This is a genomic window from Streptomyces longisporoflavus, from assembly GCF_014649775.1.
Classification (GTDB): domain Bacteria; phylum Actinomycetota; class Actinomycetes; order Streptomycetales; family Streptomycetaceae; genus Streptomyces; species Streptomyces longisporoflavus.
Map to the genome: position 1 here is coordinate 218,450 of NZ_BMTR01000004.1, position 25,815 is coordinate 244,264.

Genomic DNA, 25,815 nt, shown 5'->3' on the forward strand with positions numbered 1-25,815 from the left:
CGACTGCCGTACAGGACAAGGCGGTCGGAGGAAGGGGACACCCCACCATGTCCGACCACGCGCCCAGGTTCACCTATCCGACCCGGCGGAAGGACCCGCTGGTGCCGCCCGCCGAGTACGCGCAGGCGCTGCGCGAGGAGCCGGTGTGTCCCATCACCCTCGCCACCGGCGACCCCGCCTGGTTCGTGGCCCGCCACGACGACGTACGGACCGCGCTGTCCGACCGGCGTTTCAGCAGGGAGGCACTGTTCCGCCCCGGCGCCGCCCGCGCGCAGGTGGTCGAGCCCGATCCGCACAGCATGCTCACCATGGACCCCCCGCGACACACCCGGCTGCGCAAGCTCGCCAACCGGGCCTTTGGTGCGCAGCGCGTCGAGCGCCTGCGGCCGTACATCGAGCAGGTCGCCGCGGACCTGCTCGACGCCATGGAGGCCGGGCCCTGCGAGGGTGACCTCGCCGAGAGGTACGCGCGCCCGTTCGCGCTGCGCGTCATCTGCCGCACGCTCGGGGTGCCGTTCGAGGACCACGACGAGTTCGGCGCCTGGACGGACCGCTTCATGTCGCTCACCAAGTACCCGCCCGAGGAGATCAACCGTGCCAACGAGGAGATGCGGGCCTACTTCGCGCGCCTCGTCCGTCTGCGGCGCGAGGAACCCGGCGACGATCTCATGAGCGCTCTCGTACGCATCCACGACGCGGAGGGCGAGCCGTCCGAGCCCGAGATCGTGGGCCTGGGGGCGCTGTTGCTGCTCGCGGGCCACGACACCACGGTGACGGTGCTCTGCGGCGGCACCGTGACCCTGCTCGGCCATCCCGACCAGCTCGCGCTGCTGCGTGAGGACCCCGGGCTCTACCCCGACGCCGTCGAAGAGGTCGTACGCCTCAACGGCCCCGGCGGCGGCACCTCCATCCGGATCACGACGAGCGACGTGCGCCTTGGCGCCACGGTCATCCCCGAGGGCTCGGCGGTGCTCGCGTCGGTGGGCACCGCGAGCCGTGACCCCGAGGTCTACCCCGATCCCGACCGCTTCGTGATCCGGCGCGAGAACCGCACGCAGGTGGCCTTCGGGCAGGGCCCGCACTTCTGTATCGGCGCGAATCTCGCCCGTGCCGAACTGGCCATCGGACTGCGCGCCCTCTTCGACCGGCTCCCGAGGCTGCGGCTCACGGTGCCGGAGCAGCAGCTGCGCTGGAAGGACTTCGCGGCTCTCGGGGGCTGGGAAGAAGTGCCTGTCGCGTGGGGGTGAGCGAGCGTGACACTCTCCTCATCGGCGCCTCCCGCGATCCCTTCCACGATCCCGCCCGCGGTCGCGTTCTTCGACGTCGACGAGACGCTGATCTCGGTCAACGGCATGGCCCGGTTCCTGCGCCACCAGATGCGGGCCCGCGGGCTGCCGCGCGCCGCCTTCGACGAGGCGGTGCACGGGCTGCGGGCCCTCGGGGAGCGCGGTGCGTCGCGGGCCGAGGTGGCGCGCGCCTACTACCGCCTCTACGCGGGCTGCGACGAACAGGAGCTCGCAGCCCTGGGCAGGGCTTGGTTCGCCGAGGAACTCAGTTCCGCCGAGGGGCTTTTCCTTGCGGACAGCGTGGCGGCACTGCGCGAGCACCGGCGCAGGGGCGAGGCGGTCGTTCTCGTCTCGGGGTCTTTCGCGCCCTGCCTGGACCCCGTCGCGGAACGGCTCGGCGTCGATGCGGGCGCGGTGTTCTGCGCCCGGCCGGAGACGGTCGACGGCGTCATGACCGGCGTGGTCGACGGCACGATGACCGGCGAGGAGAAGGCCGTCGCGGTGCGCGCGCTGCTCCGAGAGCGCGGGATTTCCGGTCAGCGCTGTCATGCGTACGGCGACCACGCGTCCGACCTGGCGATGCTGCGCGCCGTGGGCCACCCCGTGGTGGTGGGCACGGATCCGGTGCTGCTCCGGCATGCCGAGGCCGGCGGCTGGCGGCGGCTGCCCGGCGCTGAAGCCGGCACCGGCCCCGGCCCCGGCACCCGTACCGGCACTCCGCGGCCTCGTCGTATTCCTGCCAGCGCGCGCCCCCGGACCTCGCGAGAGTGAGGGACGTCCCTACGGCGAAGGATTGGTGGGCCAATGGTACGAGACCCGGCAGCTGTTGGTGTGGGTGTGGAGCCGAGTCACCCTGCGCCGCCCAGTTACCCGGTGGTGGTGACGCTCGCCGCGGGTGCCATCTTCCTCTCGATCCTCGACGCCACCGTGGCGAACCTCGCGGTGACGGACATGCACGCCAGCTTTCCCGATGCCTCGGTGACCGATCTGACCTGGGTCATCTCGTTGTACGCCATCGTGTTCGCCTCTTTCCTCGCACCCGCGGGCCGTCTCGCGGACGTGCTGGGGCGACGTCGTCTCTACACCCTCGGCATGGGCCTGTTCACCGCCGCCTCGCTGCTGTGCGCCGTGGCCCCCGGCCTCCCCACGCTCCTTGTCGCGCGCGGACTTCAGGGGCTGGGGGCCGCGGCCATGATTCCGGCGTCGCTCGCCGTGCTCCTGGTCGATGTGAACCCGCTGCGCAGAGGGGCGGCGATCGGACTGTGGAGCGCCGCCGCGTCCGCCGCGGCGGCGGTCGGGCCGAGCGTCGGCGGCATTCTCATCGACACGGTCGGCTGGCGCTCCGTGTTCTTCATCAATCTCCCCCTCGGCATCGCCCTGCTCCTGGGGATCAGGGCCGTCCGCCGATCGGTCCCCCGCAAGCAAGGCCTTCCGGACGTGCTCGGCACGGCTCTTCTCGCGGCAGGCACCGGGCTCGTCGTGCTCGGCATCACCCAAGGGCAGGAGTGGGGTTGGGGCGGCCCGCGCGTAGTGGGGTGCCTCGTCGGTGGTCTCGGTCTGCTTGCGGCGGCACTGGTACGGGCGGGGCGGCACCCGCGTCCCGCTCTGCAGACCAGACTGTGGCGCAGCAGGGATTTCGCGCTGGCCAACCTCGTCTCGTTCTTCTTCGGTGCGGCGCTGTACTCCTGGCTCCTGGTCGGGGCGTTCTTCCTGGTGGAGGTCTGGCAGTACTCGCGGATGGCGGCCGGTGTGTCGATGATCCCGTCGGCGCTGCTCTCCGCGGCCGTCGCGGCCCTGGTCGGCAGGTCCCTGGGCAGGCGCAGTCCGCACATCGCGGTGTTCTGCGGCGCTACGGCCCTGGTGGCGGCCGAACTCTGGCTGGGCATCACGCTCTCCTCGCAGGCCGCCCTGTGGAGCATGTGGATTCCGGTGGGGCTGCTCGGCGGTGCCGGGATCGGCGCCATCAGCACCGGGGTGAACAGCGCGGCGGCCCTGTCCGTGAAACCGGCGGACTTCGCGGGCGCCACGGGCCTCAACATGGCGGTACGGCAGATCGGCGGCGCCCTCGGTGTCGCGGTACTGGCCGCGATCCTGCCCGCCCGGACCGCGTCCGAGCCCGGCCCCTACAGCCACGTGGTGTTCTTCAGCTGCGCCGCGGCGGCCGTCGCGGGCCTGCTCGGACTCGGCTTCTCACAGCGCCGGGGCCGGAACCGGGGTCTGGATGGGGATCGGGGCCAGGGGGCGGCCCTGCCCGAGACTCCGGCCGCCGCCGAACCACTTCCCTCGCGCCGGCTGCCCTTGTTCAGGAGACCAACGTGAACGCCACCGCCCAGCACGAGCAGAACGAGCCGCACCACCGCCATCGCGACGCCGGGAGCGACGACTCCCGCGCCCTGGCCCCCGCCCCCGTCCCCGCCCTCGTCCGCGCACCGTGGCGGCGGTTCGTCGTCCTGGGTGACAGCGGGGCCAAGTGCCCGCAGCCCGGGAGCAGTCCCGGCTGCCGCCCCTGGGCGGACCACGTGGCCGAGGTGCTGCGTACGGTCCGCCCCGAGCTGGCCTATCTCAATCTGGGCCGGCGTGATCACTCGGCGGCCCGGGTCAGGGCGGGGCAGCTGGCCAAGGCCCTGGCGTTCCGGGGCGATCTGGCCGCGGTCGTCGCCGGAGGCCGGGAAGCACTGCGCGACCCCTTCGACGTGGACGCCACCGAGGCGGAGCTGAGCAGGATCGTGGGACCGCTGCGGGCTTCCGGCGCCGACGTGCTCGCCCTGGGCCCGTTCGGCCCCGGCCTCCTGACATCGGCGGCCGAACAGCACAGGAACGGCCCGCAGCACAGGAGCGACCCTCAGCAGCGGCTGCGGCTCCTCTCGCGGCGCATCCGCGAACTGGCCCTGCGGCACGGCGCGTTGTACGTCGACATGACGACGCCGACCGCAGCAGCCGCCACCGTCATCCGCCGCCTCGCGAACCACCTCGACGCGACGGAGTCCGCCGCTTAGCACAGTCCTCGGCTGACTCCGTTTCAGCGGGCCACCAGTACGCCGTGCGAAGTTGCGGGCAATTACTGCCGACGGTCGGACGGATGACTCATGGCAATTCCGGACGGGGAAGCCGTGGACGGCAGCAGCAACGTCCACGCGAAAGTCTCCGAACTTCGAGACCTGGTGAAGCAGCTCGAATCGGGTCCCGGCGAGCGTGCGGCCCGGGCGCAGCACGCCAAAGGAAAACTCACGGTGCGCGAGCGCATCGACTTGTTCCTGGACCCGGGTACCTTCACCGAGATCGAGGCGTTTCGGCGGCACCGCGCGACGGGTTTCGGAATGGAGGACAAACGACCGCACACGGACGGGGTGGTCACCGGCTGGGGAAAGGTGTACGGCCGGAAAGTCTTCGTGTACGCCCATGACTTCCGCATTTTCGGCGGGGCTCTCGGCGAGGCGCACGCCGAGAAGATCCACAAACTGATGGACCTGGCCGCCGCCACCGGAGCCCCGCTGATCAGCCTCAACGACGGAGCCGGCGCGCGAATCCAGGAAGGCGTGTCGGCGCTGGCCGGTTACGGCGGCATCTTCCGGCGCAACGCCCGGAACTCCGGTGTGATCCCGCAGATCAGCGTCATCCTGGGCCCTTGCGCCGGAGGCGCCGCGTACTCCCCCGCACTGACCGATTTCGTCCTGATGGTGCGCGGCACGTCGCAGATGTTCGTCACGGGCCCGGACGTCGTACAGGCCGTCACCGGAGCCGAGATCACACATGACGGGCTCGGGGGCGCCGATGTGCACGCGTCGGCTTCCGGGGTTGCTTCTCTCTCGTACGACGACGAGGAGAGCTGTTTGGAAGACCTCCGTTTCCTGTTGACGCTGCTCCCCTCGAACAATCAGGAGCCGCCCCCGTGGGAGCCGCCGACGGACCGCGCCGATCGCGGGACGCACCGGCTTCTGGAGCTGGTCCCGGCCGGCTCCAACCATTCGTACGACATGCGCGCGGTACTTGCGGAAATCGTCGACGAGGGGGATTACTTCGAGATCCAGCCTTCCTGGGCCACCAATGTCATCTGTGCGCTCAGCCGTCTGGACGGGCATGTCGTCGGCGTAGTCGGAAATCAGCCCGCGGTCATGGCGGGAGTGCTCGACATCCACGCGAGCGAAAAGGCCGGCAGGTTCGTGCAGTTCTGCGACGCCTTCAACATTCCCTTGGTCACCCTGGTCGATGTGCCGGGCTTTCTGCCGGGTGTCGAGCAGGAACACCAGGGAATCATCCGGCACGGCGCGAAACTGCTGTACGCCTACTGCAACGCCACGGTCCCCCGCGTGCAATTGATCCTGCGCAAGGCCTACGGCGGCGCGTACATCGTGATGGACTCCCGGTCGATCGGCGCCGACATCTCACTGGCCTGGCCGACGAACGAGATCGCGGTGATGGGTGCCGAAGGCGCCGCGAACGTGATCCACCGCCGTGAGATAGCCGCCGCCGCGGACCCGGAGGCTTTCCGGGCCCAGAAGATCAAGGAGTACGAGGGTGAACTGATGCACCCGTACTACGCCGCCGAGCGGGGTCTGGTCGACGAGGTGATCGACCCGGCGCACACGCGATCCGCGCTGGTCCGCTCCCTGGAGATGCTCCGCACCAAGAACACTTCGCTGCCTTCCCGCAAACACGGAAACCCGCCGACATGAGCGGTGTGCGGCAGAAGCAATCCGGATGCGCCCCGCTTACGAAGAACAGGCGGATATCGTCACGTAAGCCTCCGACGCGTCGGAGAGACGGGGGACTCGCATGCAGATCAGGCTGCTCGGTCCGATTCAGTTGATCGAGGAGAACGTTCCCGTCGTCCTGCCGGGAGAGAAGCTCAGAACGATCATGGCGGCCCTGGCTCTCACGCCCCGCACCCCCGTACCGGCCGTCGACCTCCTGGACGAACTCTGGGGGGACAAGCTCCCGAAAACCGCGGGGAATTCGCTGCAGTCGCATATCGCGCGGCTGCGCCGCATTCTCGCCCAGCAGACCGGGAAGCCGAGCGCCCGCGGGCTCATACGCACTTCGCACTCCGGATACCTCCTGGACGTCGACCCCGCGGACGTCGACGCCCTCTGGTTCACCCGAGCCGTGGACACGGCCGGCCGGCACATGGGCGTGGATCACGCGCTGGCCATCAAGCTGCTCACCGACGCGTTCGCCGTCTGGCGCGGCCCCGCGCTGCTCGATGCGGGGGACGGCCTGATCTGCCGGATCGCCTATGCCCGCCTGGAGGAAACCAGGCTGATCGGCCGGGAGCTTTTCATCGAGGCGCACCTGCAACTGGGCCGGCATCAACAGGTCATTCCCGAACTCGAACAGCTCCTGACGCAGCACCCTTTGCGCGAGCGTTTCTGCGAGCAATTGATGACGGCGCTCTACCGCTCCGGCCGGCAGGCGGACGCCATCAGCGCCTATCGCAGGGTTCAGCACAATCTCTCCACGGAGCTGGGGATCGATCCGGGCCCCGGCACGCAGCGGAAGTTCAGGGAAGTCCTCCAGCAGGCGGAGAATCTACTGCGTGGACCCTCGGGCGATGCCCCCACCGGTCTCACCACCGCGGCCGCACACACCGCGACGGGCCTAAATGGATTTGGTCACCCGCAGAATGTGCCACACAGCGCGCAAACTTGCTGACCCCTCGAAGGCGAGATACTCGGGCAGCACCAGCTGCGGACCCCACTTCTCCTTGTACGCGAGCTGGCTGCCGGCCGGATAGACGGCCTCCCCCTTTTCCGCGAGGAAGCGCAGGAACTTCCCCGTCAGGGCGCTCCTGGACGCCAACTCATGGGAAGTATCCAGACCGGTGAAGGGCGTGAAGCCAAAGTGCAGCCACTCGGCTCCTTCTCGCGAAAAGGCCTGTATGGCCGTGGCGTTGACGGCCTCCATCACACCGGGCCCGGCGTCCGGCCGGCGCCGGCTGAGATCGTGCAGCCAGCCGGGGCGCGCTCCGTATGCGGGAGAGTAGGAGATGTAGGCCACCGGACGGCCGTCGAGCATTCCCAGGAAGAGCCGCCGATATCGCTGGGCGGGGCCGCCGATCTCTCCGACCAGGAACTCGATCTCCTTCACGTGCCGGCCCTTGGCGCGCAGCCAGGCGGCGTCGATCTCCTCGATGCCGGTCCGGTGATCGGTGTACGCGACCTCCCGGACATCAAGGCCGCTGCGCGTGGCCCGGGAGATCTTGTTGCGCAGCTTCATGAACCGCGGTCCCCGCAGCGTGAATTCGGGGAGGTGGACCGCGTAGGAGGAGCCCACCTGGTTGAGCACGAACCCCGCCGCCTCGTACAACTCGGCATCGGCTCGCTGCAACTGGATCCCGGTGATCGTACGCCGTCGGTCGCGCGCGTACTTCCTGAATTCACGTAACACCGCCTCCTGGCGGTCCTCGGGCCCGAATATCCCGCCGAACTGAACGAGGAACCGGCCTGCTTCCCGGTATGCGATGAGTTCACCGCCGCTGCCGAGGAACAGTTCGTTGCCGGTATTGAGGGCCAAGAAGGCGCTCGGGTTGTCCGCGTACCGCTGCACCGCGGCCAGTGCGGCCGCCGCGCTCTTTTGCGATGTCTCCCGAACTCGGCTCATGCTGCGCACGCTCGCTCCCGATCGACTGAACACGTCGGCTGAACACAACGGCCGACCACATCTCCCGCAATGTGCCCGCAACCCGCCGCGTTCGACTGAAGACAACGTGTCAGTCGATTTTCAGCGGGCTTTCAGTCGGCGCTGTAATGCTCCCCGACGTGACCTTCACCGGCCGTCCGGATCCGGTTCGTTCCGAAGGAGCCAAGGAGTGAGCGTGGGAAGTACGCATATGGCCCGAGCGAATTCACGACGCCGGTCCCGGGACGGCACGCGCCAGGTTCCTCCGCGCCTGCGTTCTTATCAGTCCTACGTCAACGCGCGACACATACCCGGCGAGGACTGGGTCTACGTACTCGACGCGGATTCCCTCCTCGACGACGTATTCGCGAACCTCACCCTCAAACGGAAACTGGAACAGGGGTGCGCGGCCCCCGACGACCTGCCGGCGACCGTCGTCGGGCGGGTCGCCAAGGCCGATCGCGCCACGGTGGAACAAGCCGTGGAGGCCGCTGCCGACGCGGCCCCCGCCTGGGGCGCCGTCCATCCGCGCACCCGCATCGACACCGTGGGGCGGCTCCTGCACGAGCGCCTCGCCCGGCACGCCGATGACATCGCCGAGATCCTGGTCGAGGAGGGTCACCCGCTGGCCCTGGCCAGATGGCAGGTGTCGGGCATGCTGGAGTGCTTCGGCCCGGAGTCGATCAGCTTCTACCGCTCCCAGATGCTCCAGGAGTTCCGGCGCGACGAGCGCCGCCTCCAGGTGCGCCGCCGGCCCGACGGCGTGGTCTGCCTCAACCCCCCGCAGAACGCGCCCCTCTCCAGTGCCCTCCTCGGCGTGACGGCCCTCATGGGCGGCAACGCGCTCGTGGTGCGGGCCCCGCGCAGCGCCCCGCTGGGCGTCATGTACGTCATGCAGGAGATCGTGGCGCCCGTCCTGGCCGAGGTCGGCGCCCCGCCCGGCACGCTGAACGTCGTCTGCGGCGACCCCGCGCCGATGCTGAACTGCTGGCTCGAACATCCCGCGGTGGACGACATCATCTACTTCGGCAGCAGCGACAACGGCCGGAAATTCGAGACGCGCTGCATCGCGGCGGGCAAGAAGCCGATCCTGGAGCTGGCCGGGAACGACGTCGTCGTCGTATGGAAGGACGCCGACATCGCCCTCGCCGCCGAGGCGCTCACGGAGAGCTTCTACGGCTCCGGGCAGCTGTGCATGATCCCCAATCAGGTGCTCGTGCACCCCGATGTCGCGGACGCGCTCGTGGTGTCCCTGGTCCAGCAGATCGGCCACATCCGGCCCGGCCACCCGTGGGAACCCGATGTGCTGCTGACTCCCGTACTGCGCAACGAGAAGTTCTTCGACTGTCTGAAGGACGCACGCGCCAAGGGCGCCGAAGTGGTGTGCGGCGGACACGCCATGCGGCTCGACGAGACCCGCGATCCCCACGGCATCTTCCTCGAACCGACCGTGATCAAGGTGCACGGCGTCGAGGGGGCCCGCGAGCTCGAAGCCGTACGGCACGAGACGTTCTTCCCGCTGCTGCCCCTGATCGTCGCCGAATCCGGTACGGATGCCGCGTTGACGGCGCAGTTCATCGCCTTCGTGAACTCCAATCCCTACGGGTTGCGCAACTCCCTGTGGGCCAAGGCCCCCGGTGTCATCGACGAGTTCGTGGCCCGTGTCCGTACCGGCGGCCTGTTCAAGGTGAACGACTCGCACATCGGTTTCCTGCCCTATCTGCCCACGCACGGCGGGACCGGGCTCACCGGCGGCATCTTCGGCGAGGCCAACTACCCCATCCTGCGGACCTCGCACCTCCAGGGCGTGAGCATCAGCCCCGGGTCCCGGCCAGGGGACGCGGTCTTCGGCGCCTGGCAGAAGCTGAACGCGCACAAGGAGACGACGCCATGCGCTCGATGACCGCGGCCCGACACACCTGCGAGGAGTTTTTGCCCGGACTCCTCGGGGAGCTCGGAAAGGTCCCACTGGCCGACCTGGAGAAGCCGGGCAGCCCGGCCGTCGAACTCTTCCGCACGCACGGCGGCCCCGGCCTCGTCATCCCCCTGGCCTACTCGGGAAGCGGCGCCACGCCCCTCCAGGCGGTGGCCGTCACCCGCGCCCTGGCCGCCGCCGCACCGTCCCTCGCGGTGGCCACCACCATGCACCACTTCTCCGTGGCCACGCTGTTCTCGCTGGCCGACGGACAGCGGAGCGGCGGAGTGGAGTGGGCGCTGCTCGAAGGGATCGTCGGGCAGCGGCTCCTGGTGGCCTCCGGTTTCGCCGAGGGACGCCCCGGCCGCGGCATCCTCAGCCCCACGGTCGAGGCCAGGCCGGCGGAGAAGGGCTACCACGTCAGCGGATCGAAGAAGCCCTGCAGCCTCGCGCGCTCCATGGACCTGCTCACCGCGAGCGCCTCCCTGCCGAACGCGGACGGCACGAGCGACATGGCGGTGCTTCTCGTACCGCGGCAGACGGAGGGCCTGACCGTGCGGCCGTTCTGGTCGAGCTGGGCACTGGCCGGGGCGGAGAGCGACGAGGTGCGGCTCGATGACGTGTTCGTCGACGAGCAGCAGGTGATGCGCACGGAGCTCGGCGACGCGGGCGAACTGGACGAGCTCCAGACGGTCGGCCTCATCTGGTTCGAACTGTTCATCACCGCCTCCTACGTCGGAATGACCGGCGCGCTGGTCGAACGCGTCCTGGACTCCGGGCGCGGCACGAAGACCGAGCGGGCCGAACTGCTCGCCCGCTACGAGACGGCCACGCTCCTCACCGAGGGCACGGCCCGCATGATCATGGACGGGTCGGTGGGCAACGAAGGGCTCGGGCGGGCGCTGGTCGCGCGGTACGGGGCGCAGGACGCGATCCGCGACGCCGTGGGCCGAGCGGTGGAGTTGCTCGGCGGGATGGCCTTCATCGGCTCGGGCGACATCGCCTATCTGGCCGCCGCCTCGCACGCCCTGTCCTTCCACCCGCCGTCGCGCTCCAGCTTCGCCGAACCCTTCCTGGACCACGTCGACGGCCATCCGCTGCGCCTTGCGTGAGGAGCCTTGCATGAGGAGCGTCATGACCACTGGCACGACTTCGCAGACCCCGGGCCGAGAAGAGGCCGGCCGTCCTGACATCGGCTTTCAAGACACCGGCCGTGCACCGACCGGCCCAGCAGTGCCTGGCCCAGCAGACCCCGACCCGGCGGACCCCGGCCGCGAACACTTCGGCCGCGAATACATCGGCCGGCTCTACCGCACGCGCCTGAGCAGGGGCCGCGCCACCCTCGGCGAGCTGCTCGGGGGTGAGATCGAGACGGAGTCGCAAGGCGCCCGGGTGACCACCGCGACCGGCCGACGACTGCTCAACTGCAGCGGCTACGGCGTCCTCCTCATGGGCGCGCGGCACCCCACCGTCGTACGCCACGTCGAAGAACAGTTGCACCGCAACCCGGTGGCCACCCGTGTCCTGCTCGAACCCCTGACGGCCCTGGCCGCCGATGCCCTGGTGGCCAGGGCCCCGGCCGGACTCGAGCGGGTGCACTTCGCCTGCTCGGGTGCGGAGGCCGTGGAGACCGCCATCAAGATCGCGCGCACCCGCGGCAAGGACCGGCTGATCGCGACCCACGGCGGCTACCACGGCAAGACCATGGGCGCGCTCGGCCTCACCGGCAAGGACCTGTTCAAGGAGCCGTTCCGCCCGCTGCTCCCCCACACGGCCCACGTGCCCTACGGCGACGCCGACGCGCTGGCCGAGCAATTGCGGGTGGCGGCAGGCCGCGCCTGTGTGGTGATCGAGCCGGTCCAAGGCGAGGCGGGCGTGATCATCCCGCCGCCGGGCTACCTGCGGGCGGTCCAGGAGCTGTGCCGCGCCCACGACGCGCATTTCGTCCTCGACGAGATCCAGACCGGACTGGGCCGCCTCGGCTCCTGGTGGGGCGCGGACGAGGATCGGCTGACCCCGGACATGCTCCTGACCGGCAAGGGCCTTGGCGGCGGCATCATGCCCGTCTCCGCGGTCATCGCGACCCCGGAGGTGTTCGGCGCCCTCGACCGGGACCCGTATCTGCACACCTCGACCTTCTCCGGCATGCCCCTGGCGATGGCCGCCGTGCGCGGGGCCCTCGAAGCCATCGAGGAGGAGGACCTGGTGCGCCGGGCCCGCGAGCTGGGTGCCGAACTGCTCGACGGCATCCGCCGGATCGCCGAGCGGCGGCTCGGCTCTCTCGTACGGGAGGTGCGGGGCCGGGGGCTGCTCATCGGTGTGGAGTTCGCCGAGCCGGGGGTGGCCGGTGACCTCCTCGTCGAGCTGATCAGGGAGGGCGTGGTGGCGAATCACTCGCTCAACTCCCACATGGTCCTTCGCTTCACCCCGCCCGCCGTCCTCAGCCCTCCGGAGGTGGACTTCCTCCTTGCGGCCTTCGAACGTGCCTGCCGCGTGCAGGCAGCCCGCCATGTCCCGACGCAGGAAGGTGGCGCCGCCCGTGCGCAGCGTTGACGTGACCATCGGTGTACCCGGCATCGCCGCCGAAGCGGTGTACGACCGGGTGACGGATTTCGCCCGCTACCCCGAACTCGCCGAGGTGGTCCGCTCGGTCACCGTGCACGACATCGGCGAGGACCGGGAGACGAGCTCCTGGGAGGTGTACTTCCGCAACGGCATCCTGCGCTGGACCGAGTCCGACCACTTCGACCGGGCCGCGCTCACCATCACCTTCGTCCAGCTCGACGGCGACTTCGAGGTGTTCCGGGGGGCCTGGCACATCACCGGCTCGGGACACGAGGTACGGGTCGGCTTCCACGCCGAGTTCGACTTCGGCATTCCCAGTCTCGCGGGGATCCTGGAGCCGGTCGCCGAGCGGGTCATCAAGGAGACGATCGCCCGCGTGGTGCTCGGACTGTTCGCCTCGGGCCGGGTGGTGGGCGACGAGTCCCTGGCCCGCGCGGTCGAAGCCGTACCCGCCGGGCCGGCGGCGCCCGACTCCCCCGCGCAGGTCGCCTGATGGACACCAAGAACCTGTTCATGACACCGGTGACCTCATGGCTCGTCCGGGCGGAGTACGGGCTCGGCCTCGTCGTCGCCCTCGTCCTCTTCTTCACACACCTCGGCCAGGTGCACTGGCAGACCGCCCTGGTGCTGTTCGTCTACATCGACCTGATCGGCTATCTGCCGGGGGCCGTTCAGTACCGCCGCCACAAGGGCAGGCTCCACAAGGGCCAGATCCACAAGGGCTATTACGTCGCCTACAACGTCATGCACTCCCTGGTCACCCAGGGACTGCTGACCATCGGCTGGATCTGGCTGTGGGGCTTCGAGTGGGCGTTGCTCGCCCTGCCCATTCACCTCTTCGGCGACAGGGCTCTGTTCGGCAACTATCTCAAGCCGTTCGGTCTGCGCTTCGAGCCCGAGACGCACCGGGCGTACCGCCGCTTCCGCAGCGAGTTCGAGGCGGCGAGCGCGACGGCCGCCGGGCGCGATCCCGCGAGTCCGGGCCGGCTGCCATGGCCCTAGCCACCCGACGCACACGCCCGGCGGAAGGCGCGGCTGGCGGTGCGGCGGGCGGGGCGGCGGGCGGCGCGGCGGGCCGCGCGCTCGGTGACACCGCCGTCGCCGCCGCGATGCGTCACTTCGTCGCCGGGGTCACGGTGCTCACCTGCGGGACGGGCGAGGCGGCCGAGGGCGTGACGGTCAGCACGTTCAGCACCGTGCCGGGCGATCCCCCGATGGCCTGCGTGGCGCTGCGCCGCGGCAGTCGGGGGCTGCGCGCCCTGGCGAACTGCCCGCTCTTCGTCGCCAACGGCCTCGCGGCGGCGCAGGAACCGCTGGCCCGGCACTTCGCCCGGCGCGGCAGGCCCCGCGGCCTGGCACAGCTGCCGCCGGACGCCTGGTCCGGCGACCCGGGCGACGGCGTACCGCGGCTCAGCGGCGCGGTGGCGTGGCTGGAGTGCAAGCCGGAACTCATCGTTCCGCTCAGCGATCACGAACTGGTGGTGGCGGAGGTCGTCTCGGCATGCCACACGGGCGGCACCCCTCTGCTCACGTTCGCCTACGACCTGCACTCCGGCCCCGCGATTTCCGCTGCCTCCGCTCCCTCCACAGAAAGGACGTCCCCATGACGACATCGACCACAACGACGACTGCAACGGCATCGAGGACCCCGACGGCATCGACGACCGCGCCGGCGGACATTCCCGTCGAGGCCGACCCCGACAAGGCCCCCTGGCTCCTGGACGGCGCGGAGAACCTTGAACTCACCCCAGCCGTCTGCGATCTGCGGTACTGGCTCAATGCCGTACCGCGGGGCACCCTGCGCGGCGACGTCCTCGGCCACGCGGCGGACGTACGGCCGCTGGACGTGGTGAGGGAGCCCGGACCGCTCAACAGCGCACTGACGCAGGAGCTCGCCTACCGTTCCGTCGCCGAGGAGAAGGCGACCCGGGCCATCGGCTACCTGACGGCGCTCGCGCCCGACAACGACTGCATGGAGTTCTACGCCACCCAGTTGATCGACGAGGCCCGGCACGCGATGGTTTTCCGCACTCACCTGCTCCAACTTGGCGTATCGGGAGCGCAGTTACCCACCACAGTGGCCCGCCTGGCGGCCACCGACCGGGAGCAGATCCTCGAACCCCTGGAGAACCTGGGCCTTCGGGTGCTGCGCGACGAGCGCGACTTCATCGGCGGCGTACTGGTCCTCACGGTGCTTGTCGAAGGCGTACTGGCACCTGCCGCCGAGCTCAGCGAGCGCAAGTGGCGGGTCTTCGACCCGGCCGCCGCCGACATCGAGCGGGGCGCCGCGATCGACGAGATCCGGCATCTGACGGTCGGCAGCGCCATCATCCGCGATCACCTGCGCGCGAACCCCCACGAGAAGGAACGCCTCCTCGATCTGATCGGGGAGGGATACGCCCTGTGGAACAAGCTGCCGACCACGGAGCAGCTGACGCGCCGCGAAGAGCTCTTCCAGCAGGGCGTCGAGCGGCACGCAGACCTCCTGGGCGACTACGAGATCTGGCCCGGCCGCCGCCTCGCGGACACCACCGCGCGCGAGCGCATGGAGACCGGACAGGAGTGGGCGGCGCGCCTGCAGCGGACCCGGCTCGCCCACATGGGCCTGGAGGAAGCGACATGAACGAACGCGGTGCCACCATGCAGGAGCTCACGCGACTGGTGCGGTGCGCCGGTCTCCTGGACTCCCGACCCGTCTACTACACGTTCAAGATCACCACGAACCTGCTGCTCCTAGCCGCGGGCTGGACCCTGTTCGCGCTCGTCGGCGACAGCTGGTGGCAGCTGGCCGTGGCGGCGTTCCTAGCGGTCTGCTTCGGCCAGACCGACCTCATCGGACACGACGCGGGCCACCGCCAGATCTTCCGTACGCGACGCCCCGGCGACGTGCTCGGATACACCCACGGCAATCTCCTCACGGGCGTGAGCTTCGGCTGGTGGGTCGGTCACCACACCAAGCACCACAACTACCCCAATCACCTCTCGCTCGACCCGGACATCCTCCGCCGGCAGGTGATCTTCGACGCCGCGGACCGGACGAAACGCACCGGACCCGTCGGCCGGTTCATCGTGCGCCACCAGGCGTGGATGTTCTACGTGCTCATCCTGCTGGAAGGCCTGCGCCTGCACATCTCCGGCTACGTGGCGGCCCGCAAGGGAGCACTCAAGCGCTACGCGACCCTCGACCTCAGCCTGCTGACGCTCCATCTGGCGGTGTACCTGACCGCGGTGTTCACCGTTCTCTCCCCCGGTGTCGCCGTGGCCTTCCTCGTCGTCCACCAGGCTCTCTTCGGCTTCTACATGGGCGTGATGTTCGCGCCCAACCACAAGGGCCTTCCCGTGCGGGACGGCGAGGACGAGCCCCTCGACTGGCTCACGCGCCAGGTGATCACCTCGCGCAATCTGGCGCCGGGCCGGCTCACCGACTTCTTCTTCGGTGGGCTCAACTACCAGATCGAGCACCACCTGTTCCCGTCCATGCCCCGCGTGAATCTGCGCCGAGCCCAGCCGCTGGTGAAGGAGTACCTGCTGCGGGGCGGACTTCCGTACGCCGAGGAACGGCTGCTGCGGTCCTACCTCAGCGTGGCCGACCACCTCGGCGAGGTCAGCCGGGAGGTGGCCACGCTGGAGAGCGGCGCGGCGACCGGGGGAACGCGATGAGCGGCGCCGCCGTACGTCGGGTGAGCGGCACCGCCGCCGTGCTGTGCGGCCTTGGTACGTGGCTTCCGCCGCACGCGGTCACCAACGACGACCTCGCGCGGGAACTGGACACCTCCGACGCGTGGATCCGCAGCCGTACGGGCATCGGGACGCGCTTCATCGCCGCCCCGTCCACGGCCACGTCGGACCTCGCGGTGGAGGCGGGCCGGCGTGCGCTGAAGTCCGCGGAGGCCGATTCCGTGGACGCCGTCGTGCTGGCCACCACCACGCCGGACCACCCCTGTCCGGCCACCGCGCCCCTGGTGGCGGCCCAGCTCGGACTCGGAACCGTGCCCGCCTTCGACGTCGGCGCGGTCTGCACCGGGTTCCTCTACGCCCTGGCCACCGGCGCCGGACTGATCGCCACGGGTACGGCGGGCAGCGTCCTCGTCATCGGCGCCGACACGTACTCGCGCATCCTCGACCCGGCCGACCGCTCGACCCGCGCCATCTTCGGCGACGGGGCCGGCGCGGTGGTGCTGCGATCCGGCGGCGCGGACGAACCCGGCGCGCTCGGTCCGCCCGTGCTCGGCAGTGACGGCACCGGCAGCGATCTCATCACCGTCCGCTCGGGCGGCTCGCGCGAACCGCTGCACACGACCGGCCCGATCGGCACGGGTGATGGGGGCGACGCGGGTGACACGAACGACGCAGGCGACGCGCCGCAGCCGGACCCGTACTTCCGGATGGCGGGCAAGGCCGTTTTCCGCAATGCCGTCGAGCGCATGGCCGATGCCTCGCTGACGGCGGCGCGGCGGGCGGGCTGGGAGGTGGCCGACATCGACCGGCTCGTCGCGCACCAGGCCAACCTGCGCATCCTGCACGCGGTCGCGGACCGCATGCGGCTGCCCCGCCACCGCTGCCCGGTCCACCTCGACCAGGTCGGCAACACCGCTGCCGCCTCCATCCCGCTGGCCCTCTCGCACGCCGCGGCGACGGGCCGCCTGACGCCGGGGCACCGCACCCTGCTCACGGCGTTCGGCGGCGGCCTCACCTGGGGCGCCTGCGCCCTCCGCTGGCCGGCACTCACCCCCATGTGAGCCCGACCACCGCTTCCCGACGCCCACTTGACCCACCGCACTCACCACTGAGGAGCACGACATGAGCAGCACGTACGACCGTCTCGTAGGCCTGCTGACCAAGGGATTCGGCGTCGAGGCCGACGAGGTCGCACCGGAGAACACCTTCGAGGACCTGGAACTGGACTCGCTGGCCCTTGTGGAGCTGACCCTGGCGGCACAGGAGGAGTTCGGCATCCCCCTCACCGACGACGACCTGCACGCCAAGAACACCATGACCGAGGCGGCCGGGGTACTCGACGCCAAGCAGGTGACCGTCCGATGACAGCGGCCGGTGGCCGTTACGACGCGGCGGTCACGGGCATCGGCATGGTGACCCCCGCTGGTCTCGGCACCGCCGCGTCCTGGGACCGCATCAAGTCCGCGAACGGCACGGCCGCGCAGCGGGTGCCCGCGCTCTCCGGGATCCCTGCCGACATCGGCTGCTGGATACCCGGCTTCGATCCGGCCGCCACGGTCGGCAAACGCAAGGCCTGGCGCCTGGACCGCAGCAGCCAGTTCGCGGTGGCCGCGGCGGCCGAAGCGCTCGCGGACGCGGGCCTCGACCCGGCTGCATGGGACGGCGCCCGGGTGGGCGTGGTCCTCGGCAGCGGCATCGGCGGGGCCGCGACCTGGGAGAAGCAGCACAACGTACTGCTCGGACAAGGCTCGGAGAAGGTGTCCGCCCTGCTGATCCCCATGCTCGCGGTGAACATGTCGGCGGGCTACGTCGCCATGGAGTTCGGGGCCCGCGGACCCAACTTCGTGACCGCCACGGCCTGCGCCTCGGGCAGCACGGCCGTGGGAGCGGCGCGTGAACTGCTGCGGGGCGGGCACTGCGACGTGGTCATCACGGGCGGCGCCGAGGCCTGTCTCGTCCCCTCGATCATCTCCGGCTTCCAGCAGATGGGCGCGCTCTCCGTGCGCCGCGGGGAACCCACGGCGGCGTCACGTCCGTTCGACGTCGACCGCGACGGGTTCGTGCCCGCCGAGGGCGCCGCCGTCCTGATCCTGGAACGCCCGGAGAGCGCACGGGCCCGCGGGGCACGCGTGCGGGCCCACGTCAGCGGATACGGGGCTTCGGCCGACGCCTACAACGCCACCGCACCCGAACCCTCGGGTGCCGGGGCAGAGTTGGCGCTGCGGGCCGCGCTCAAGGACGCCGGGGTCGATCCGCGTTCGGTGGACCATGTCAACGCGCACGGCACCTCGACCCCCCTCAACGACCTGATGGAGGCCCGCCTGATCCGCCGGGTGCTCGGCGACCGGCCCGCCGTGACCTCGGTGAAGGGCGTGACGGGCCACTCGCTGGGGGCTTCGGGCGCCGTCGAAGCGGCCGTCGCGGTCCTCACCGTGGAGCAGGGGATCATCCCGCCGACCGCCAACCTGGACAGCCAGGACCCGGAGATCGACCTGGATGTCGTCACCAAGGAGGCACGCCCCGCCGATGTGGAGGTGGTCGTCAGCCATTCCTTCGGATTCGGCGGACAGAACGCGGTGGTGCTGCTCACCCGTCCCTGAGTCACGACGGCAATGGACTCTGCCGACCCTTGTGAGGGGGCCGGCAGAGTCCAATGCCGTCCGCCCCCTGCCTCCAACTGAGCACCATCACTCACCGAGTCCGGTCGTCGTCGGCGGCGGCGGTGAGCCGACCCTCGGCGATCGCGCCATGGACCTCGTTCTGCCGCTCTCGGAGTTCCCGGCGCTCGGCGTCCAGCGCCTCCGCCTGTGCCTCGTCCGCTTCCATAAGCTTGAGCAGGTCACGATCGGCCATCTCGAGCACGCCCATGTCGGCGTAGGCCTGCTGGACCCTCGGCCCCCACAGTCCGATGTCCTTGACGCAGGGCACGATCCGGGTGAAGAGACGTGACCGGAAGGCCCGCATACGAGGGCCCCGGTTCATGTACTCCATGCACTCCTTCATGTCGAAGCCGAGCGTCTCCCACACTTCCTGCATGCGCAGCCGGTCCCGCATGAGATAGCAGCCCTCGACGATGAAGTCCTCGCGCTCCGCGATCTCCCGGCGGGTCAGCTCCTTGTAGTAGTCCCGCAGCGCCAGGCGCCCGAAGGCCACGTGCCGCGCCTCGTCCTGCATGATGTAGGAGAGGATCTGCTTGGGCAGGGGCTTGTCCGTCCTGTCGCGCAGGATGCCGAACGCCGCAAGCGCGAGACCCTCGATGAGCACCTGCATGCCGAGGTACGGCATGTCCCAGCGGGAGTCGCTCAGGGCCTGCCCAAGCAGTGACTTCAGATGCGGGCTGATCGGATAACTCATGCCGATCTTGTCGTGCACGAAGCGCGTGAACAGCTCCGCGTGCCGCGCCTCGTCCATGACCTGGGTCGCCGCGTAGAACTTGGAGTCGATGTGCGGCACCGACTCGACGATCCGGGCCGAGCAGATCATCGCGCCCTGCTCCCCGTGCAGGAACTGACTGAACTCCCAGGCGGCCATGTGCCGGCGCAGCTCCCGCCTCTCCCGCTCGTTCAGCCGGGAGTACTGCCGGGAGCCGTACAGGGCGAGGGTGTTCTCCGGCGTGCCGAGGACGTCGTACGGATCGACTTCCAGGGACCAGTCGATCCGTTTCGTGCTGTCCCACTGCTTGTCCTTGCCCTTCTGGTAGAGGGCGAGCAATCGCTCCCGGTCCGTGTCGTACTCCCAGGTGAACGTGTTCCGCCCCCGCATCGGGAACGACCAGGCTGCGCCGGTGTCCGCCTGCCGGTCGTCGGCGGTTCCGCTCATGAGCACTCCCTTTACGTAGGACGGATGATGGCCCCGCGCGGCCCCGCATGTGGTTAAGGCGGGCCGGTCGGAGACAGCACGGGCAGCACTGCAGGCAGGACGTCCAGCGCGTAGCGGGCCCGCCCGCGCTGCACCTCGCCGTCCCACTCGAAGGTCAGGGGGGCGCCGTCGGTGCGCTCGATCTCGATGCGCCGACCGCGCCGGTAGAGCACCTCGGACCGTTCGAGATGCCGCCCGTTCCGGGTCAGCCCCGGGAGTTCGCGGGGATCGAGGTCGCCCGTCACCACACAGACGTCGAGCAGCCCGTCGTCCAGGACCGATCGGGGCAGCAGGAGGAACCCGCCGCCCCGGTAGCGGCCCCCGCCCACGTTGGCGAGGATCACGCTGCCGTCGTGGACGACCTCACCGTCGACCACGATCCTGGCCGGATGCGGCACGAAGTCACGCAGGGTGGTGGCCACGGCCTCCTGGTAGCGAACTCGGCCGGTGAGCCGCGTGAGGTCCGCCGCCGCGTCCAGCGCTTCGGCGACGAGGCCGGAGCAGGCGCCCAGCAAGACCGTGTCCCGCGTCTCCTCGACGCGTGCCAGATCCAGCTGCCGGATGTGCGGTCGCGTCCCGCCGAGGGCGGTGGCGATCGACTCGTACCAGGGGCGGTCCTGCCAGATCTCCTTGTAGAAGGAGTTGCCCGTACCCGCCGGAACGCCGAGCAGGGCCGGGCCGACGAGTCGCGAGTCGGCCTCCACGGCCGTCACGATGCCGCCGGCCACCTCACCGGCGGTGCCGTCTCCGCCGACCGAGAGCACGACGTCCGCGCCGTCCCTTGTGGCCTTCGCGGCGAGCGTCCGTGCGTGCCCGGGGTAGCCGGTCCGGACCACACTGACCTCTCCGACGAGCCCCCGACAGGTCTCGGCGACCTCCCGGACCGGAACGGAAGCGGCACCTCCGGCCCGGCCGTTCGCCACCATCACCGCGGTGCGTGCCCAGTGACTCATGCCGTGCTCCCTTCGCCGGGAGTCGCCCCGAGGAGCGGGGCCCTGCTGGAGGATGCCGTGATGGGTGGTGCTGTGACGGCTGAATGCTGTGGTGGTGGGCGGAGAGAGCAGGATTCGAACCTGCGCGGGGCGTGCACCCCTGACCGGAGACGGGCCCCGGCCCCCATTGGGCCGCTATGGGTATCTCTCCTCGTCGGCCTCCGCGATCCGCGCCGCACGATCCGCCGACCGACGTGAAGACGATGGCACCCCGGGCTTGCAGCCCGCTGACACGCCCGTATCAGGGCTGCTTGGAATTGCGCCCAGAAATGCAGAAAACCCCTGATGAACAGGGGTTTCAGCTGACCAACTGGTGGGTCGTTCACGAAATCCCCTGGCCAGGCACAGCGTGCCTAAATACTCACGAACATCCCGTCGGACTCAAGATCACTCCCCAGCAATATGCGCATGCATGCATGAGCGTCGCGGTGATCCCGCGACCTGCACCCCCTGACCTGGGAGTTTCGCGACCGCGACGGCAAGTACGGTCGTCCTTTTATGCCGTCTTCGAAGTCGAAAAGACGAAGATCCTCAAAAGCGTTCCACCAGCTACCCGGCCGAACCCTTTCGAGCCGGCCTCGTAGGCCACGGCCACCGGGCCCGGCAACCGCTCCAGCCAGCCCACCACCGCCGCAGTGTCGGGGACCAAGTGTTCGGCGACGACCTCGCCGATGAGGCCGTCCAGGGCCCAGGCCACGGTCGATCGGTCGTGAACGTCCAGCCCAACCGCAGTACCCGCGATTGCGGCACTACCGCTCACGGTCCTCCGTGGCGGCAATCCGCAGTAACTTGCGTGCAAGGCCCCGGTCTTTCGTTCCCGGTCCCGCAGCCTTCTCCCCGGGCCCGCCCGGAGAGAAGGCCGATCACTCTCGGTTCAAACGGGCGGTGTTAAGGCTTGCGAAGCGACCGCGCAGCGGCCGACCTTGACACCACCCGCGAAACCGGGAACCTCCCCGGCCGGGCAGGCCCGGCACCGCAAGTACCGCACTTCATACGGCCTAACATGACGCTGGCACGACACCCTTCGAGGGGACAGGTGCGCTTCAAGGGGGGCGATTGACGAGCAAGAACAGGCACGGCTGGAGTCCTGCCGCTCGGGACCAGTTGCGCGGTCCCGAACCGCCTTGCGATAACCCCTCTCCCGCGCATGCGGAGGCAGTCGCTGCCTGCCGAGCGACCCTGGCAAGGGTTCACCGGCTGTCTCGGGACGGGGCCTCGGCAGAGAAGACGACTAGGCAGTTTGTCGACTTCCTTATGTCAGTGGAGGTCACCGACGCACCGCCAGTCGGCGCGCCGATGAGGATCGTCCTGATGGGGCGGACGATGGCCGGCAAGAGTACCCTCCTTGCGGCGCTCACCGGCGGGTCTGTGGAGCGGATTGGGGACGGCCGGCAGCGGTACTCGCGCGACGTCTTCGCGGCCCCGGCGGTGGACCTGCACGACGTTGAGATCGTCGACACCCCTGGAGTGGGTGCCAGGGACAGTATGGATGACGTCGCCCAAGCGATGGCTGAGGTCCCCGGTGCCTACCTCGTGCTGTGGGTTGCGAGCAACGATTCCTTTCAGGAGGAGACTGCACAGGCGCTACGTGCCGTGGCATCGCGCGGTAAGCCTGTCGTTGTGGCATTGAACTGCCGCAAACCACTCGTGGACGATCTGGACCACGAGGAGTTCCTGGAGGAACCGGATTCAGTCTTCGCCGAGCACGAGGGTCACTTCAAGATGATCCGTTCCCATCTATCCGCTGCCGCCGTACGCCCCGTCGCCGAGGTAATGCTCCATGCCGAGGCCGCCCGCCAGGCGCGGGCGGACGGCGACTACGGTGCCGACCTTTGGGAAGCGAGCCGCCTTAGCGCCCTGCTCGCCGTCCTGGAACAGGAAAGCCGCAAGCGCCGCACCGCCCGGCGGGTACTGCGCGAGGCCGACGAGGTTCGCTCGCAGGCACAGGCGTTGAGCGAAGCTCTCGCCGCTGTGGAGCGGGAGACCCGAGAGATCGTCGATGTCGGCCGGAGGATGCGCGAAGACCAGGAACGACGGACCGTACGCCTGGTCGATGCCTGCATGCAGAGGATGGAGGACGACGTTGTTCGCCTCGTCGGCCGACGGCAGGGGTGGCCCCAGAATGTCACTGACTTCGGCCCGCAGATCGTCGAGCAATGGGACACGGAACAGGCCGCTTTGGTCGCCGAACTCGACGAGAGGCTGGAAGCACGGCTCAGCAACCTCGCGCGAGCGATCGAGGAAGCGTCTGTCGCCGTCGAGCACGAATGGACGACGGCTGTCCGCCCGCACCTTAAGGTCAGCGGAATGCGTGACTTCAGGGGGCTGTGGAAGCAGAAAGCAGCCGGGGTTGTGGTTGGGGCAGGCGGAGCGCTCGCCTCCATGGCGCTTGGCGCGTACGTGGGTTCTTTGGCAGGTCCAGCCGGCACAGTCGTCGGCGCCGTTGTCATGAGCCTCGGTTCGTTCCTCGTCACTCCGGTGCGCAAGAAGGTCCAGTCACTTTTCACGAGCAGAGCGGAAATCTTGGAGGCGAACCGCGATCTGCTGCGGACCGAGATCAGCAAGGTCCTCAATGAGCTGGAGGCCCAGGTGCTGGCCGAGGTGTCTGGGACCATCGCGCGGGTTCTGGAGACACTCACCACTTCCCACGTGCGACGCGCAGAGGCCGAGGCCGCCGCGTTGGTCGTGGCCGACCTTCTGGCTAGTCAGCAGCAGGTGATTGACTCCGCGGTCTCCACCCTCGACCACGAGACAGTCCGCTGCCTGCTGCGCGTAGACGGCCGGCCTCGCCTAGCTGCGTCCGTTGGGAAGGTGACCCGGCTTCCCGGGGTCTGCATCTTGGTCGAGGTGCCTGATGAGGCTCTAGCAGATACACGGCTGTTCCCGCCGTCCTCGCCCGAATTCCTGGCCTTCGGGCGCACACCGTCACCTGACCTGCCGGGCGCGTCCGCGATGTCATACGTCCTCGGCCTGACCGAAGGGGTACCGGCCTTCATTCGCTGTCGCCCCGACGGCACCATCGTTACCACCACTGCTCCAGCGCCAAACCAGGTACTGGAGGCATGGTCCGCAACCCTGTCTGACCACCTGGGCACCCCGGTGAAGATTGTCCGACCAAGCGCACCGAGGAGCGTGCCAACGTGAATGACCTTCTGTATCACTCCGCCCCCGCGGTGACGCGCGACCTCTCGGAGCGGCTCGTCGAGCTGATCCGAAACCTTCGACCCGATGATGCGTCGAGGCTCCAGCGGATGCTGGCAGTGGATGAACACCATCGTCCCCAGATGGTCCTCACCGGGCAGTACAGCAGCGGCAAGTCGACCTTGATCGAGGCACTCACGGATGGCAAGTATCAGGTTCCGAGGGGCTCGGCGGTCACGACGGACAGGGTCGAGGTCTTCAACTGGGACGGCATGGTCGACCTGGTCGACACCCCGGGCGTGCAGGCGGGCCGGCCGGAGCACGACGAACGCGCGGAGGAGGCTCTGCGCTCCGCAGATCTTGTGTTGTTCACCGTCACTGTTGACTTGTTCGATGATCGCTTGGTCGAACACCTGCGGCACGTCACCGAGGATCTGCGAAAGGCGCCGCAGTTGCTTGTGGTGCTCACCAAGTGCCGCAGCCTTCGCGCGGCCGAAGGAGTGCGGGAGGCCGAGGTCCGTGAAGCTCTCGGCAGCTTCGCCGACCAGGTGCCATGGGTCGAGTGCGACGCCAAAACCTACCTGGAAGCGCTAGAGGTGGACCCGTCGCGGGCCGCCCGCCGCATCGCGGCGTCCCGGATGGACAAGGTCACGGACGCGATCAACCGGATCGCGCGGGCCCGCGGCGACTTGGCCAGCTTCCGTGTGGCGCTCCAGCGGGTCGCCCTCGTCGCGGGCGAGGCACTCGCCGCGCTCACAGACGACCCCGACGAGGAAGCAGTCTTGACTGTCCTCGCACGCCAGCGCAGTGCGCTCACAACGCGCCGCGGGCTCTTGGACTCGGCCCTCGAACGGCAGGCAACCGAGTTCCGCACAGCGTGTATCCGGGCAGCCGAGCACCTCGCCGACACGGTGGAGTCGATCCAGGAGTCGCCGAACCGCGACTGGTCTAGGGTCGACGCCGCCTCCGTGACTCTGAACGACGAGCTGAGCTCGGCGAACCAGAGGTTCCTGGACGGGGTACGCGCCGTCCTGGCCTCTCAGCTTGCCGACTTGACCTCCGAGGTACGGGAGATCGAGGCGTCGCCGTACGCCTGCCAGTTGCTCGCCCTTGATGTCCAAGGGGACATCGAGACGCAGAACATCCCGGTAGACCCAGGCCTGGCACGCCAGCCAGGTCGGAAGCAACCCCGCGTCCCCGCCTGGGGTCCGAAGTCGATCGAGCATCTGAAGGCCTTCCAGAAAGTCTGGGGCGCAGGCGACGGCATTAAGAAGTCGGCAGGCAGCGCGGGGCACAAGATCGTCTACAAGGCTGGAAAGCTCGTCGACATCAAGTTCAAGCCGTACCAGGCCGTGCGCTGGGCGAACAACATCGGAAAGGTTGCCAAAATCGGCGGCGCTGTACTCCCTGTTGCCCTTGAAGCCTATGCGGTCGTCAAAGAGGAGCGTCAGGAGGTGCATGCTGCAAAGGAAAAGATGCGCCGCCGGAACGCCCTGGTCGGCCGCGTCCTTGCGCAGTGCGATGACATCTCGAGCAAGACGCTTATCCAGGTGCGTCTTGAACTCGACGACGAGTTCGGCAAGGCGCTCCGCGCGATCGACGAGGTGAACCGGTCAGTTCGCGACTCTAGGGCTTTCCGTACCGACCTGGACCGCAAAATCAGCGCGATCCAGATCGAAGCCCAGTCAATGCTCGATCAACTCGGAGCGCCCGCGCTGGAGGCGTGAGAGTCGAAACGGGGCCTGATCACTGTTCCCGAACGGAC

23 protein-coding genes and 1 tRNA gene are annotated in these 25,815 nt (G+C 69.3%); 19 read left to right on the forward strand and 5 right to left on the reverse strand.

What is annotated here, in order from left to right; translation table 11 throughout:
* Positions 1–47: 47 nt before the first annotated feature.
* The 6 genes from IE226_RS10105 (at position 48) to IE226_RS10130 (ending at position 6,935) form a co-directional block, all read left to right on the forward strand.
* Positions 48–1,247 carry a cytochrome P450 gene (locus IE226_RS10105; RefSeq protein WP_190080741.1) on the forward strand — a complete coding sequence of 400 codons (1,200 nt, stop codon included), beginning with the start codon at positions 48–50 and terminating at the stop codon, positions 1,245–1,247.
* 6 nt (positions 1,248–1,253) lie between these two features.
* Complete coding sequence (locus tag IE226_RS10110; RefSeq protein ID WP_190080742.1) at positions 1,254–2,057, forward strand: HAD family hydrolase; 804 nt, start codon at positions 1,254–1,256, stop codon at positions 2,055–2,057.
* A gap of 108 nt (positions 2,058–2,165) precedes the next feature.
* A complete protein-coding gene (locus tag IE226_RS10115; protein ID WP_190080743.1) occupies positions 2,166–3,605 on the forward strand; it encodes an MFS transporter in 1,440 nt (479 codons plus the stop codon).
* Positions 3,602–4,282: a GDSL-type esterase/lipase family protein gene (locus IE226_RS10120; RefSeq protein WP_190080744.1), complete on the forward strand. Its 681-nt coding sequence runs from the start codon at positions 3,602–3,604 to the stop codon at positions 4,280–4,282. Before IE226_RS10115 ends, IE226_RS10120 begins: the two co-directional genes overlap by 4 nt.
* 90 nt (positions 4,283–4,372) lie before the next feature.
* Positions 4,373–5,959 carry an acyl-CoA carboxylase subunit beta gene (locus IE226_RS10125; protein WP_190080745.1) on the forward strand — a complete coding sequence of 529 codons (1,587 nt, stop codon included), beginning with the start codon at positions 4,373–4,375 and terminating at the stop codon, positions 5,957–5,959.
* A gap of 100 nt (positions 5,960–6,059) precedes the next feature.
* Positions 6,060–6,935: an AfsR/SARP family transcriptional regulator gene (locus tag IE226_RS10130; protein ID WP_190080746.1), complete on the forward strand. Its 876-nt coding sequence runs from the start codon at positions 6,060–6,062 to the stop codon at positions 6,933–6,935.
* Here IE226_RS10130 and IE226_RS10135 read toward each other — a convergent pair.
* Complete coding sequence (locus IE226_RS10135; protein WP_190080988.1) at positions 6,882–7,883, reverse strand: bifunctional lysylphosphatidylglycerol flippase/synthetase MprF; 1,002 nt, start codon at positions 7,881–7,883, stop codon at positions 6,882–6,884. The genes IE226_RS10130 and IE226_RS10135 overlap by 54 nt on opposite strands.
* A gap of 229 nt (positions 7,884–8,112) precedes the next feature.
* Here IE226_RS10135 and IE226_RS10140 point away from each other — a divergent pair, with 229 nt between their 5' ends.
* The 11 genes from IE226_RS10140 to IE226_RS10190 all read left to right on the forward strand — a co-directional run bounded on the left by IE226_RS10140 (position 8,113) and on the right by IE226_RS10190 (position 18,659).
* A complete protein-coding gene (locus IE226_RS10140) occupies positions 8,113–9,804 on the forward strand; it encodes an aldehyde dehydrogenase family protein (RefSeq protein ID WP_190080989.1) in 1,692 nt (563 codons plus the stop codon).
* The gene (locus IE226_RS10145; protein WP_190080747.1) at positions 9,792–10,928 is read left to right on the forward strand and encodes an acyl-CoA dehydrogenase family protein; all 1,137 of its coding nucleotides are present in this window, start codon (positions 9,792–9,794) and stop codon (positions 10,926–10,928) included. The genes IE226_RS10140 and IE226_RS10145 overlap by 13 nt, the downstream gene beginning before the upstream one ends.
* Before the next feature lie 121 nt (positions 10,929–11,049).
* Entirely contained in the window at positions 11,050–12,369 is a 1,320-nt protein-coding gene (locus IE226_RS10150; protein WP_229870708.1) for an aspartate aminotransferase family protein, read from the forward strand.
* Complete coding sequence (locus IE226_RS10155; protein WP_229870710.1) at positions 12,356–12,874, forward strand: type II toxin-antitoxin system RatA family toxin; 519 nt, start codon at positions 12,356–12,358, stop codon at positions 12,872–12,874. Before IE226_RS10150 ends, IE226_RS10155 begins: the two co-directional genes overlap by 14 nt.
* A complete protein-coding gene (locus tag IE226_RS10160) occupies positions 12,874–13,383 on the forward strand; it encodes a hypothetical protein (RefSeq protein ID WP_190080750.1) in 510 nt (169 codons plus the stop codon). Before IE226_RS10155 ends, IE226_RS10160 begins: the two co-directional genes overlap by 1 nt.
* Positions 13,374–13,988 carry a flavin reductase family protein gene (locus IE226_RS10165; RefSeq protein ID WP_190080751.1) on the forward strand — a complete coding sequence of 205 codons (615 nt, stop codon included), beginning with the start codon at positions 13,374–13,376 and terminating at the stop codon, positions 13,986–13,988. Before IE226_RS10160 ends, IE226_RS10165 begins: the two co-directional genes overlap by 10 nt.
* Entirely contained in the window at positions 13,985–15,004 is a 1,020-nt protein-coding gene (locus IE226_RS10170) for a VlmB-like protein (protein WP_229870715.1), read from the forward strand. The genes IE226_RS10165 and IE226_RS10170 overlap by 4 nt, the downstream gene beginning before the upstream one ends.
* Positions 15,001–16,041 carry a fatty acid desaturase family protein gene (locus IE226_RS10175; protein ID WP_190080752.1) on the forward strand — a complete coding sequence of 347 codons (1,041 nt, stop codon included), beginning with the start codon at positions 15,001–15,003 and terminating at the stop codon, positions 16,039–16,041. The genes IE226_RS10170 and IE226_RS10175 overlap by 4 nt, the downstream gene beginning before the upstream one ends.
* Positions 16,038–17,120, forward strand: coding sequence for a beta-ketoacyl-ACP synthase III (locus IE226_RS10180; protein WP_190080753.1), 1,083 nt, complete (start codon positions 16,038–16,040; stop codon positions 17,118–17,120). The genes IE226_RS10175 and IE226_RS10180 overlap by 4 nt, the downstream gene beginning before the upstream one ends.
* Before the next feature lie 61 nt (positions 17,121–17,181).
* On the forward strand, positions 17,182–17,424 hold the full coding sequence (locus tag IE226_RS10185) for a phosphopantetheine-binding protein (RefSeq protein ID WP_190080754.1): 243 nt from the start codon (positions 17,182–17,184) through the stop codon (positions 17,422–17,424).
* Positions 17,421–18,659 carry a beta-ketoacyl-[acyl-carrier-protein] synthase family protein gene (locus IE226_RS10190; protein ID WP_190080755.1) on the forward strand — a complete coding sequence of 413 codons (1,239 nt, stop codon included), beginning with the start codon at positions 17,421–17,423 and terminating at the stop codon, positions 18,657–18,659. The genes IE226_RS10185 and IE226_RS10190 overlap by 4 nt, the downstream gene beginning before the upstream one ends.
* 91 nt (positions 18,660–18,750) lie before the next feature.
* Here IE226_RS10190 and IE226_RS10195 read toward each other — a convergent pair whose 3' ends face one another.
* The 4 genes from IE226_RS10195 to IE226_RS10210 all read right to left on the reverse strand — a co-directional run bounded on the left by IE226_RS10195 (position 18,751) and on the right by IE226_RS10210 (position 21,669).
* Positions 18,751–19,878: a ferritin-like domain-containing protein gene (locus IE226_RS10195; protein WP_190080756.1), complete on the reverse strand. Its 1,128-nt coding sequence runs from the start codon at positions 19,876–19,878 to the stop codon at positions 18,751–18,753.
* Between the two features lie 53 nt (positions 19,879–19,931).
* A complete protein-coding gene (locus IE226_RS10200; protein WP_229870716.1) occupies positions 19,932–20,870 on the reverse strand; it encodes a diacylglycerol/lipid kinase family protein in 939 nt (312 codons plus the stop codon).
* A gap of 99 nt (positions 20,871–20,969) precedes the next feature.
* Positions 20,970–21,060: transfer RNA gene (locus IE226_RS10205), tRNA-OTHER, on the reverse strand.
* A gap of 345 nt (positions 21,061–21,405) precedes the next feature.
* The gene (locus IE226_RS10210; protein WP_190080757.1) at positions 21,406–21,669 is read right to left on the reverse strand and encodes a hypothetical protein; all 264 of its coding nucleotides are present in this window, start codon (positions 21,667–21,669) and stop codon (positions 21,406–21,408) included.
* Between the two features lie 500 nt (positions 21,670–22,169).
* Here IE226_RS10210 and IE226_RS10215 point away from each other — a divergent pair, with 500 nt between their 5' ends.
* Both IE226_RS10215 and IE226_RS10220 read left to right on the forward strand, forming a co-directional pair.
* The gene (locus tag IE226_RS10215; RefSeq protein WP_190080758.1) at positions 22,170–24,053 is read left to right on the forward strand and encodes a GTPase; all 1,884 of its coding nucleotides are present in this window, start codon (positions 22,170–22,172) and stop codon (positions 24,051–24,053) included.
* Positions 24,050–25,777, forward strand: coding sequence for a GTPase domain-containing protein (locus IE226_RS10220; RefSeq protein ID WP_190080759.1), 1,728 nt, complete (start codon positions 24,050–24,052; stop codon positions 25,775–25,777). Before IE226_RS10215 ends, IE226_RS10220 begins: the two co-directional genes overlap by 4 nt.
* The last annotated feature ends 38 nt before the right edge of the window (positions 25,778–25,815 follow it).

What these genes read in the sequence shown, in the direction of transcription:
- IE226_RS10130 (WP_190080746.1), top strand. Translation starts at nt 6,060, where the DNA reads ATGCAGATCAGGCTGCTCGGTCCGATTCAGTTGATCGAGGAGAACGTT.
- IE226_RS10195 (WP_190080756.1), bottom strand. Translation starts at nt 19,878, where the DNA reads ATGAGCGGAACCGCCGACGACCGGCAGGCGGACACCGGCGCAGCCTGG.
- IE226_RS10165 (WP_190080751.1), top strand. Translation starts at nt 13,374, where the DNA reads ATGGCCCTAGCCACCCGACGCACACGCCCGGCGGAAGGCGCGGCTGGC.
- IE226_RS10125 (WP_190080745.1), top strand. Translation starts at nt 4,373, where the DNA reads ATGGCAATTCCGGACGGGGAAGCCGTGGACGGCAGCAGCAACGTCCAC.
- IE226_RS10190 (WP_190080755.1), top strand. Translation starts at nt 17,421, where the DNA reads ATGACAGCGGCCGGTGGCCGTTACGACGCGGCGGTCACGGGCATCGGC.
- IE226_RS10135 (WP_190080988.1), bottom strand. Translation starts at nt 7,883, where the DNA reads ATGAGCCGAGTTCGGGAGACATCGCAAAAGAGCGCGGCGGCCGCACTG.
- IE226_RS10145 (WP_190080747.1), top strand. Translation starts at nt 9,792, where the DNA reads ATGCGCTCGATGACCGCGGCCCGACACACCTGCGAGGAGTTTTTGCCC.
- IE226_RS10140 (WP_190080989.1), top strand. Translation starts at nt 8,113, where the DNA reads ATGGCCCGAGCGAATTCACGACGCCGGTCCCGGGACGGCACGCGCCAG.
- IE226_RS10105 (WP_190080741.1), top strand. Translation starts at nt 48, where the DNA reads ATGTCCGACCACGCGCCCAGGTTCACCTATCCGACCCGGCGGAAGGAC.
- IE226_RS10175 (WP_190080752.1), top strand. Translation starts at nt 15,001, where the DNA reads ATGAACGAACGCGGTGCCACCATGCAGGAGCTCACGCGACTGGTGCGG.
- IE226_RS10180 (WP_190080753.1), top strand. Translation starts at nt 16,038, where the DNA reads ATGAGCGGCGCCGCCGTACGTCGGGTGAGCGGCACCGCCGCCGTGCTG.
- IE226_RS10170 (WP_229870715.1), top strand. Translation starts at nt 13,985, where the DNA reads ATGACGACATCGACCACAACGACGACTGCAACGGCATCGAGGACCCCG.
- IE226_RS10185 (WP_190080754.1), top strand. Translation starts at nt 17,182, where the DNA reads ATGAGCAGCACGTACGACCGTCTCGTAGGCCTGCTGACCAAGGGATTC.
- IE226_RS10200 (WP_229870716.1), bottom strand. Translation starts at nt 20,870, where the DNA reads ATGAGTCACTGGGCACGCACCGCGGTGATGGTGGCGAACGGCCGGGCC.
- IE226_RS10160 (WP_190080750.1), top strand. Translation starts at nt 12,874, where the DNA reads ATGGACACCAAGAACCTGTTCATGACACCGGTGACCTCATGGCTCGTC.